General features: G+C 70.2%; 8 protein-coding genes and 1 pseudogene. 8 read left to right on the top strand and 1 reads right to left on the bottom strand.

The features are described 5' to 3' along the window. From NH602_RS22140 to NH602_RS22105, 8 genes and pseudogenes are all read left to right on the top strand, one after another. Positions 1 to 462, top strand: a pseudogene (locus tag NH602_RS22140) (hypothetical protein); the annotation flags it as partial. Continuing rightward, the gene (locus NH602_RS22135) at positions 459 to 1,991 is read left to right on the top strand and encodes an SCO6880 family protein (RefSeq protein WP_253068807.1); all 1,533 of its coding nucleotides are present in this window, start codon (positions 459 to 461) and stop codon (positions 1,989 to 1,991) included. The pseudogene NH602_RS22140 and the gene NH602_RS22135, both read left to right, overlap by 4 nt. After that, complete coding sequence (locus NH602_RS22130) at positions 1,988 to 3,667, top strand: ATP-binding protein (RefSeq protein ID WP_253068806.1); 1,680 nt, start codon at positions 1,988 to 1,990, stop codon at positions 3,665 to 3,667. Before NH602_RS22135 ends, NH602_RS22130 begins: the two co-directional genes overlap by 4 nt. 8 nt (positions 3,668 to 3,675) lie before the next feature. Further along, positions 3,676 to 4,851 (top strand): C40 family peptidase, encoded by a 1,176-nt coding sequence (locus NH602_RS22125; RefSeq protein ID WP_253068805.1) that lies wholly within the window; start codon positions 3,676 to 3,678, stop codon positions 4,849 to 4,851. 49 nt (positions 4,852 to 4,900) lie between these two features. Beyond that, positions 4,901 to 6,361 (top strand): alkaline phosphatase PhoX, encoded by a 1,461-nt coding sequence (locus NH602_RS22120; protein WP_253068804.1) that lies wholly within the window; start codon positions 4,901 to 4,903, stop codon positions 6,359 to 6,361. 59 nt (positions 6,362 to 6,420) lie between these two features. Continuing rightward, a complete protein-coding gene (locus NH602_RS22115; RefSeq protein WP_253068803.1) occupies positions 6,421 to 8,274 on the top strand; it encodes a type IV secretory system conjugative DNA transfer family protein in 1,854 nt (617 codons plus the stop codon). A gap of 215 nt (positions 8,275 to 8,489) precedes the next feature. Beyond that, the gene (locus NH602_RS22110; RefSeq protein ID WP_253068802.1) at positions 8,490 to 9,206 is read left to right on the top strand and encodes a ParA family protein; all 717 of its coding nucleotides are present in this window, start codon (positions 8,490 to 8,492) and stop codon (positions 9,204 to 9,206) included. Between the two features lie 3 nt (positions 9,207 to 9,209). After that, on the top strand, positions 9,210 to 10,136 hold the full coding sequence (locus tag NH602_RS22105) for a ParB/RepB/Spo0J family partition protein (protein ID WP_253068801.1): 927 nt from the start codon (positions 9,210 to 9,212) through the stop codon (positions 10,134 to 10,136). 586 nt (positions 10,137 to 10,722) lie between these two features. Here NH602_RS22105 and NH602_RS22095 read toward each other — a convergent pair. Continuing rightward, positions 10,723 to 10,903 (bottom strand): hypothetical protein (locus NH602_RS22095; protein WP_253068808.1); only part of this gene is annotated, 181 nt, incomplete at its 5' end.

Below are 10,903 nucleotides of genomic sequence, written 5' to 3'. Positions count from 1 at the left end.
GCCGCCGGTGGCGCGGCGGCAGGGCTCGGCGCGGTGGGGGGTGTCGCGGCCGCGGCGGTGGTGGGCGGCTACCTGGCCACCAAGGCCGCCGCGGGAGCCGCGGGCGGCTATGGGTCCTCCCAGATGGCCCAGACCGGTGTCGGGCACCCCGGACCCGCGCCCGCTCCCAGTGGCGGGGACATCGGCTCGGCCGCCCGGGGCGCCTACGCGGGGGCGACCGCGCCGTGGGGCGGGTCCAGCGCGGCCGCCGGGGGTGACAACGGCCCGATTGAGCCCGACCCGACCACCGGACCCGAGCCTGGGCCCGGGTCTGAACCGCCAGTGGTCGATCCCGGACCGCCCGAGGCCGGGCGCCCCGACTCCGGACCCGGCACCACGCCCATCCCCACCGCGTGGACCCCCGAACCCCCGACCACACCGGCTGCACCTGCCGGCACCGACCGCGAGGACGACACCCCATGAGCGCTGTCCAGGAGGCCCACGGCCCGCGGGTGTATCGCGGGCTGAATCTCAAGGAAGGGATGGGCTGGATCGCCGGCCTCACCCCGGTCCAGGCGTTCCTGGTGATCGCGGTGTGTGCTCCGGCGCTGATCGCGATGTCGCGCAACCAGTGGTCCACCGCGCTGAGCTGGGGAGTGTTCGCTGCGATCACCGTCGTGTTGATCGTCGTGCCCGTCCACGGCCGCCCCGCGTTCCGCTGGCTGGCCGACCTGATCATGTTCCAGACAGGAGTGCTGATGCGCTGGTCCCCCTGGCAGTCACGCGCCGCGGCCGGGCTGGCCGGTGATCGCTGCGAGCCCGACCTGCCCGGCGTGCTGTCGCGCCTGGAGTTCCCCGACGGCCCGGAGTTCCACGGCTCGCGGATCTGCCTGATCCACGACACCGACCAGGGACGCTGGGGCGCCACCGCTCGCCTGACCCACTCCGGTGTCGGGATGCTGTCTGACGACGAGTGCGCCGAGCTCGCCCGCCGCCTCGGCTCGATGCTCGTCGGACTCGGGCATCGCGAGGTCGTCGACCGCATTTCGCTGCTCGTGCGCACCGTTCCCGACGACGGCACCGAGTACGCGGTCTGGCGCGAGCGCCACCAGCGCGCCGACGCCCCCACACTGGCCCGGCAGGTGACCGCCGAGATCGACCGCGACGTCGCCTCGGTCAGCGTGCGGACCGAGCTGTTCGTGACCGTGTCGGGCACCGAGGACGCGCTGCGCCGCCCGGCCAAGGCCGCCGGCGGCGGTGTCGCGGGCCGCGCGTACGCGCTCTACCGCGTCCTGGAAGCCGTCGCCGACGGTCTGCGCGGGTTGGGCGTGCAGTCGGTGACCTGGCTGACCTCCACCGGGGTCGCCGAGGCCATCAAGACCGGCTTCAACCCCGCTACCGCCGCCTCCCTGCAGTACCAGCACCTCATGCGGCCCGACCCGGACGGCTCGGTGGGGCTACCGATCTCCCAAGCCGGCCCCGCCCTCGCGCCCGCTCCGGCCGCCCGGGCCTATCACCACGACGGGTTCTCCTCGGTCTCCTACGCGGTGCAGCCCCCGGAATCCGGGACGATCTTCGGCTCCCTCGGCCCGCTGCTCGCGGTCCGTACCGCAGGAGAGCGCCGCACCCTGCAGATCCACTACGAGATCCTGTCCCAGGCCGCCGCCGCCCGGGAGGTGCGCTCCCAGCGATTCCGCAACAACGTCCTGGTCGACGCCAAGGCCCAGCGCGGGTTCAACACCACCGCCGTCGACACCCGCCGCCAGACCGGCGCCCGCGAACAAGAAGCAGCGGTCGCGGCCGGGCACGCCCTGGTCCGCTTCACCGTGGCCTCCTCGCTCACGGTGCCCGCCGAGTGGAACCTCGAGGACCACGCCGCCCGTCTGGAGAACGACTCCTCGGGCCGGTTCCGGCTGCTGCGCCTGGAACTGGCCCAGGACTCCGCGTTCGTCGCCGCGGCCCTCCCGGTCGGGATCGGTCTGCCCCGTCTGACCAGGGCGTTCGACTCATGAGCATCTTCGGTAAGCGCCGCCACGTACAGCCGCGCACCACCAGCGAGCTGCTGAGCCAGTTCACCGACCTCGACGGCATCCCCGTCTCCGCACCCGCCGACCCCATCGGCCCGGACGAGGAGCGCGCCAACGGCCGGCGAGGCGGCCGGAGTCGGGTCAACCAGGCCACCGCCCCCCGCCAGGGCCACCGTGAGCCGGGCCGCGGATGGGCCGCCGTCGACGCTGCACGGCGAGCACCCATCTACCGCGCCACGACCGCCGAGGTGGGCGGCCTGTTCCCGCTGCTGGCCTCCAACGGCGTCCCGGCCATCGGCGCCCGGCTGGGCTACGACACCCAGTCCGGGGGCGCCTTCTACGTCCACCCCACCGAGTGGGTGCTGCGCCAGATGGTCACCAACCCGAACCTGGTGGTGTTCGGCGAACCGGGCCGCGGCAAGTCCTCCACCGTCGTCGCTTTGATGCTGCGGATGATGCTCTTCGGCGTCCGCTCCCTGATCTCCGGTGACGTGAAGGGCGAGTACACCCCGCTGCTGCGCTCGCTCGGGATCACCCCGATCGCGCTCGGCCGCGGTAGCCACCACCGCCTCAACGCCCTGGACCTCGGACCCATCCGATCGAGGTGGGGCACCTGGAGCACCGAGCGGCAGCGCGAGGAACTCACCGGCATCCTGGCGCGCTGGACAAGGCTGCTGACCGCGCTGGCCGAGGCCCAGGGCTACGACCCGACCGTCACCGACGAACACGTCCTGTCCACCGTGCTCAACCGGCTCGTCGGCGCCGAGCACGGCGCGGACGAGCTACGCCCGATCACCATCCCAGACGTCGTCGACCAGCTCGCCCACCCCGACGACGACCTGTGGCAGGCCACCCGCTTCGCCTCCCACCGCCAATTCCTCGACCACACCCGCCAGATCACCGACGCCCTGTCCAACCTCGTCGTCGGCCCCCTGAGCGGGTTGTTCGACGAGCCGACGAACTTCGACCTCGACTGGGACGCCCCCGTGCAGTCGATGGACCTCTCGCTGCTGCGCAGCAGGGGCGATCAGGCAATCGCGGTCGCTCTGACCTGCCTCGGCTCCTGGTCCTCGATGATCACCGACCTGCAGGACGACGGCGACGTGCGCATCGTCGTACGCGACGAGGTCTGGCGCCAGATGCGACTCGGGCTGCGCGCGGTCCAGGCCGTCGACTCCGACCTGCGCCTGTCCCGAGCCGAACGCAAGATCCAGCTCCTGGTGATGCACAAGCCCTCCGACCTGCTCTCCGTCGGCGCCGCCGGCTCCCAGGAGGTCTCCATCGCCAAGGACCTCCTCGCGCTGTGTTCGACCCGGATCCTGCTCGGCCAGTCCACCCGGGTCGGTGACGAGCTCGCCGACGAGCTCGGACTGTCCGAGCGTGAACAGGCCGTGCTCACCGGCTGGGCGATGGAAGGCCAGGGCCGGGCGCTGTGGAAGCTGGAGAACCGACCCGGCATGAAGATCCAGACCGTGCTCTCGGCGACCGAACGCGCCATCTTCGACACCAACGCCGGGCTGCGCGCCACCGCCCTCGACCAGCCCGCCGACCCCACGGGTGGGCGGCCGCGGCTGGTCGCCGTCCCCGCCACCGCAGGTGGCGGCCCGGCGCTGGCCGGCGCCGGTGGGGATCCGGCGCGGCGCAGCGGCACCCACCGGTGAGCTGACCCGTGGACCAGAAGAAGGCGACGATCGCACTCGCGCTGGCCGCGGCGGTGCTGACGTTCCTCGCCGCCACGTTCAGCATGGGGATGGCCATGCTCAGCGTGCTGGTCGACGGTGCCCTGCCCGGCGGCGGCTGCGGCGGCGACGGAGGCCTGGGTGGCGGGTCGCAGTCCATCGGCGGTACCGATTGGAACGCCGAGCAGACCGACAACGCCGCCACGATCGTCAACATCGTCGTCCAGCGGGGCCTGCCCAAGCGGGCCGCGGTGATCGCGATCTCGACGGTGATCGTCGAATCGAGACTGGTCAACGTCGGCCGCGGCGACCGCGACTCCCTGGGCCTCTACCAGCAGCGGCCCTCGCAGGGCTGGGGCTCACCGGAGCAGGTCCTCAACCCCGACTATGCGACCCGGATCTTCCTGGACCGCCTCATCGCCCTGCCCGGCTGGGCGACCATGCCACCGGGCACCGCCGCGCAGGCGGTGCAGCGCTCGGCGTTCCCCGACCGCTACGCCCCCCAGGAAGCACCGGCCGCAGCCCTGGTCGACCGGTTCTGGGTCGGCCCGGACAACCCCGTCCCCGCCACGCCCGGCGCCGCACCGGACGTGCAGCTGGCCTCGACTGGTCTTCCGGTGTTCGCCTGCCCCGACCAGGGCGGCGCCGGGGTCCCGCTGGCCCCGTCGAACATCGACCCGACCAAGCTCCCGCCCGGCTTCGTCGGCCCCTCCGACCCTGCCCAGCGCGCCGCGGTCACCTACGCCCTGGCCCAGCTCGGCAAGCCCTACATCTGGGGCGCGAAGGGACCGAACGGCTTCGACTGCTCCGGGCTGATGCTCGCCGCCTGGGCCGCCGCCGGCGTCCCGATCCCCGCAGGAACGGTCAACCAGAAGAACGCCGGCACCCCCGCCAGCCCCGCGACCATCGCCCCCGGCGACCTGGTGTTCATCCCCGGCTCGCTCGGCTCCCCCACCAACCCCCGCCACGTCGGCATGTACGTCGGCAACGGCCTGGTCGTCAACGCCTACGACTCCAGCACCGGAGTCATCCTGCAGCCGCTCTCGGACTGGACCGACAAGATCACCCACGTCCGCCACATCGCCGGCCCCGCCGGTGCACCGGCCCCGGCGCCCGTCCCCGCTGCCCGCGCTGAAACAGCCCTCGCCGAGGCCGCGGGCTCATGACCGCTGCCCATCGCCTGACATCCCCAGCAGCCGCTCCCCGGGAGGACCCGTGCTGATCAACCGACGGAAGTTCCTACGTAGCTCAGGGCAGGTCGGTCTCGGTGTCGCCGTGTCCGGCCCGGTCCACGGTCTGCTGAACCGCGCCACAACCGCGGCACAGCCGGGTGCTGCAGCCGGATACGGGCCGCTCGTCGACGACCCGAAGGGCATGCTCGCCCTGCCCGAGGGGTTCTCCTACCGAGTGGTCACCCAGGCCGGGAAGACCCGCCTCTACTCCGACCACGCCTCCCCCGGGATCCACGACGGTGCCGCCGCGTTCCCCGCTCCGGACGGAAACGTGCTCGTGGTGCTCAACCACGAGGTCCGCGGCGGCCCCGACGACGACGGCGCCGTCCCGCACTTGCGCGGCTACACCTGGCGCGAGGACGCCGGCGGCGGCTGCACCGTCGTCAAGACCACCCCCGACGGAAAGCTCATCTGGGAGACCATCGCACTCGCCGGGACCTCCACCAACTGCGCCGGTGGCGTCACCCCCTGGGGCACCTGGCTGACCTGCGAGGAGACCGATAAGGACGGTCACGGCTACGTCTTCGAGGTCGACCCGGTCGACCTGCAGGCCAACCGAGACCCGCAGCCGATCAAAGCCCTCGGCCGGTTCGTCCACGAGGCCTGCTGCGTCGACCCCGACACCCTCACCATCTACCTCACCGAGGACACCTCCAACCCCTACGGCACCGTCTACCGGTGGACCCCACCCACCGGGTTCCGCGGCCGCAGCGGCGCGCTCAAGGCCCTCGACGCGGGCGCCGGAGAGCTCGCCGCGATGGCGGCTGCCGACCGGTCCGGCAAGGTCGTCGCCGACCTCGACCAGGCCGACACCTCCTACACCGTCACGTGGGTGCCGGTCACCGACCGCGACGCAGCGCGGGGTCCGGTGCGCTCGCTCGACGGGATCACCCGGGCGAAGAAGCTGGAGGGCGCCTGGTGGGCCGACCACGACGGCGCCCCCGGCGCCTACCTGGTCTCCAGCTTCTCCGACTCCCACCGCGGCCAGATCTGGCACTACGATCCGACCGCCTCGACACTGACCCTGACCACGGTGTTCGCTGTGGAAGCGGATGGAGAGACCGTCGAGGCACCGGACAACATCGTCGCCGCCCCGTTCGGCGGGCTGATCGTGTCGACCGACGGCGACGGCGACAACCACCTCGCCGGCGTCGCCGATGACGGGACCGCCTACCCCATCGCCCGCAGCCAGATGGGCTCGGAGTTCACCGGCCCCACCTTCTCCCCCGACGGGACGGTGCTGTTCGCCGGGATCCAGCAGCCCGGCACCCTGTTCGCCATCACCGGCCCCTGGCAGGCGGGCGCCGAAGCCGGGCAGAGTGTCTCGGCGGAGAAGGGCATGCCGCAGGGCGCTCTATCGCAGGGCTCCAAGGCTGGCACCGAAGGGGGTTCCACGAGCCGCGATCAGGGCGCGGCCCGCCGTTCTGAACGGGACGCGTCGTGAGGACCCGGTCCGGAGCTCCTCGTCCCTGGGTTCAGGACGTTGCCCTCCCCGTGACGGCTGTGGGGTTCGCGCTGGCTGTCGCCGTCATTGTCGAGCTGGCGGCCGTGGTCACTGGGCTCCTTCTCGGCGCGGCGTTCCCGATGTGGGTTGGGTTCTCCGACGTCGCAGACATCGTCCGGGGCTCTCTCGGTGCTCCGTTGTCTGCCGATGGCACTGCTGGGCGTCTTATGCGGCATTGGACGCTGTTCCTTGTTTGCGCCGCGGTGGCGGCCGTCGTGCTGGTCGCCGTGACCGCCTTCGCCGTCCGGTGGGGTGGTCGACGCTTCGCCCCGGCACCGGGCGGCCACGCAAGCGTCGACGAGATCAACGCGGAGCTGTCCGCCACGGCGCTCCGACGGAGCGCGGAACGGACCCGGCCGTCGTTGAGCCCAGGCGAAGTACGGAGCGTCCCGCCGACCGAGCTGGGCTTCCCTTTCTACCGGTACCGCAACAAGCAGCTATACGGATCTTTCGTCAACCTCACGGGCACTCTGGCCCCGACCCAGTCGGGGAAGTCTCGAAAAGACCTGGTGCACAAGGTCCTCGACGCTCCCGGGGCCCTGCTGTGCTCGACCACCAAGCTGGACTTGGTGGAGTTCGCCGCGCTGGCCCGCTCTCGTCGCCCCGTGGCTGGTCCTGTCATCGTTCACGACAGCACGGGCCGGCTGCGGTGGCCCGCTCCACTGCGTTGGGCCCTCATCGGTGGGTGCGAAGACCAACAGGAAGCCAATCGACGCGCTTACACCCTGGTCGAAGCCTCAGCGCTGCGAGTGGAGGCCGGCGGCGGTGGTGGTGCTGGCAACGATCGGGTGTTCCGGGAGCGCGCCGTCGTAGTGCTCACCGCCTACCTCGTTGCCGCTGCAGTTTCCGGCTCGTCGGTGGACACCATCCGTGCTTGGGCCACCGAGCCTCCTGAGGCTGACTCAGCCGCGCCGGCAGCGGCGGGTAGGCCAGGGGGCCGGCCCCCTACGGCGGCACCGAGGCGGAGGCTCCCCGCGGATCCGGCACCGGTCACGATTCTCCGCAACGCAGGCCGCGCGGAACTCGCCGCCAACCTGGCTGCGGAGATGGCGCTCGACCCCCGGACCGCGTCGGCGGTGTGGATGTCGGTGCGCCGCGTCGTCGGGGCTTGGACCGATCCCCGGGTCCGGGAGCTGATCAGCCCTGCCCACGGGCACGGTCTGGACGTTCGTCGTTTCATCGCACAGGGCGGGTCGCTCTTCCTGATCGCTGACCAGCAGCAGGCGGCCGAGGCAGTCCCGGTCTTGACAGCTCTGGCGGAGCACTGGCTGCGGACGGCTCAGGAGATGGCTATGGACTTCCCTGCCCGTCGTGTCGACCCGCCTGTGACGGTGGTGTTTGACGAGCTCGCCAACGGCACGCCTGTCCCCCGCCTCGCTGAGGTGATCTCCGACGCCGCAGGTCGAGGCGTGATCATCCACTGGTCGGCGCAGTCACTTGCTCAGCTGGAACGTTTGTTCGGCCCGGTGGGCTCTCGGGAGGTTCTGGACAACACCGTCGGTCTGAGTGTGTGGGGCGGAATCAAGGACGATCGCACGCTGCACGCGCTGTCCGACCTCTGCGGCACACACGAGACGTATCGGCGCCAGAGTCACACCGATGGTCTGTTCAGTAGTACGCGCCACTCGCTCAGTAGCGAGACCACCCCGGTCCTTCGTCCCGGCGACATTCGCAAGCTTCCACCGGGTCGCGTGCTGGTGATCCACCGCGGCATGCCGGTGTTCGTCGCCGACGCCGTCGACGTCACGGATCGATCCGACTATTCGGATATCGCCACCGACACAGCCATCCTGCGGGACAGGTCCAGCATTCCGATCGATGCTCGCGGCTACCAGTCGATTCACCCCGCATAGGCGCGCTCGACTGGTATCGGGGGCTGACAGGGTGGAGTGCGGCTCGATCACCCTGACGAGATCAATCGTACATATGTTCGTCGAATGTATGTTCGATGTTTCCAGCGGCGCGCGGAGGACGCCCCACCTGCACAAAGGCGTGGGCAGGGTCTGCCACGATGGAGGGGATCCGAAGTACCACCTGCCAGGTGGGAAGCAGACGGAGGGATTACTCCATGGCTCGCGTACATGTGGTTGCAAATCAGAAGGGCGGCGTCGGGAAGACGACCGTCACGGTCAACTTGGCCGCGGTCGTCGCGGACACCCTGGGCGGGACCGCAGAGTCGTCGCCGGTTCTGGGTGTTTCCACTGACCCACAGGCCTCGATGCTGGAGTGGGCCCAGCGGGTCGGGGACGACCTGCCGTTCGACTTCGAGCAGTGCCACGACAATCCGCAGTTGCTCGGCAAGTTGCGGGAGATCAAGCAGTACTCACACATCTTCGTCGACACCCCGGGGAGCCTGGAAGACGAGTCGATTCTACAGACCGTCCTGACACAGGCCGATGATGTCATCGTCCCGCTGGAGCCCGAACCAATGTCGTTCTCGCCGGCGACGCGCTCCATCCAGCGGGTCATCGAGCCCGCGGGGGTCCCGTGGCGCGTGCTGCTCAACAACTGGGATCCCCGCGACGGGACGGGCGACCTCGACCAGACCCGCGACTATGTGGCCGCGAAGAAGTGGCCCGTGTTCAACACGGTCATCCGACACTACAAACTCCACACACGTGCCTCAGCCGAGGGCGTCACCGTGGTCCAGTACGCCAAGAACCGCGTGGCCCTCGAAGCGCGTCAGGACTTCTTCAAACTCGCCCTGGAGGTCCTCGGCACTGGTGGTGAAGGGCCGCGACACGCGAGCGGTGTAAACGACGTTTACACCCCTGGTGAGGGCTGAGCCGTGGGTAAGCGCGTCAACCTGGCGGAGCTCGCACGGGAAGAGGTGCCCGAGGACTACTCGGCCCGCACGCCAGTCGAAGCATCAGCCGCCCCGGCGCCACCGCCGCCGACCGCCCCCCAACCTGTCGTGGAAGCGGATCCCGGTCCGGCCACGTCGATGCTCCCGGTCGGGGACATCGTGTCCAACCCGCTCAACCAACGCGCTGCCGCGGACGAAGAGGATGCCGAGTTCTACGAGCTCGTCGCGACGATTGGCAATCACGGGGTCTTGCAGCCCATCGTCGTCTGCTCGGCTGCTGCTTTCGTCGATCGGTACCCCGAGCAGCAGGCCGCTGTGGGCAGCGCCCGTTGGGTAGCGCTGATCGGCAATCGCCGGCTTCGCGCCGCTGGGGTGGCTGGGCTGCAACAGATCCCGGCTCTGGTCAACGACGACCGGGTCGCCTCGATGTACGAGGTCATGCTGGTGGAGAACAGCCACCGCAAGGCCCTTGGTCCACTCCATGAGGCAGAGGCGATGAAGCGCCTCCTCGAAGAGGCGAACATCAGCCGGCGGGCTTTGTCGACACGGATCGGACGCACTCCGATGTATGTCAGCCAACGGATGGCCCTGCTCGACCTGATTCCTCCGCTGCGGGATGCACTCGAGACCGGGACGCTCAAGCTCGAGCAGGCCCGCCAGTTCGGCACTCTGCCGATATCGGAGCAGGAAGCCATCGCCGCAGCCGGCCCCCCGTATCGGCGGCGGCCGGCGGGAGGCGCCCTGGGTAACTCCGAGTTGCCGAAGCGCACGCGCCGCAGCATCGCGGTGTCGAGCCCGGCTCGCGCCGCTGCGTCGATCCGGGAAGTGTTCACCGAGACCGAACGGGCCGAGCTCGTCCGTCTGCTCCTCGAGTCCACCACCGCGCCTGACGCCAGTCCTGCGGAGTGACGGCGTAGGACGAGCCAGATCCTCTGGCTCCGAAGTGCAGCGGCACCTGCACATGGCCTGGGTGTAAACGACGTTTACACCCAGGCCTTTCGCTGCCCATTCGATCCTCTGATGATCCACCGCCGCGGGTGTCGGCACACACGCGATCGGTTGGTGCCGACAGCTCGCACCAACGTTGTGCAGGTCCGCGATAGGGCGACCACGGCCCTGTCAAGCCCCACCAGTGAACCGCCCCGGCATGGCCGGAGACTTGATCTTCTGAGGAGATGGAGCCAGGACACGTCGTCGTTCCCAGGGGCACTACCCACCGAAGTTGCGGGAGCGGGCGGGCGGTGCGCATGGTCGCCGAGATCGCGGGTGACTACGACTCGCAATGGCCGGCGATGCGCGCGGTCGCGGAGTACTTGGGGGTCGGCTCGGTGGGACGGTCCGCAAATAGGTCCAAGCCGAGCTCGACACCGATGACCGGCCGGAACCCACGACCGAGGAGTCCGAGGAGCTCAAGCGCCTGCGGCGGGAGAACACCGAACTTAGACGGGCCAACGAGATCCTGGGGACGGCGTCGGCCTTTCTTCGCGGCCGGGATCTACCGGGCACAGAGGCGCTGGTGAGGTTCATCGACCAGCACGTCGCCCACACCACTGAACCGCCCCGGCGTGTCGGGAGACTTGATCTTCTGAGGAGATGGAGTCATGACACGTCGTTCCCAGCCGCCGTATCCGCCGGAGTTGCGTGAGCGGGCGGTGCGCATGGTCGCCGAGGTCGAG

The sequence above is a fragment of the Pseudonocardia sp. McavD-2-B genome (assembly GCF_024124365.1).
Lineage (GTDB): Bacteria > Actinomycetota > Actinomycetes > Mycobacteriales > Pseudonocardiaceae > Pseudonocardia > Pseudonocardia alni.
This window is presented reverse-complemented; position numbering and strand designations above follow the sequence as displayed.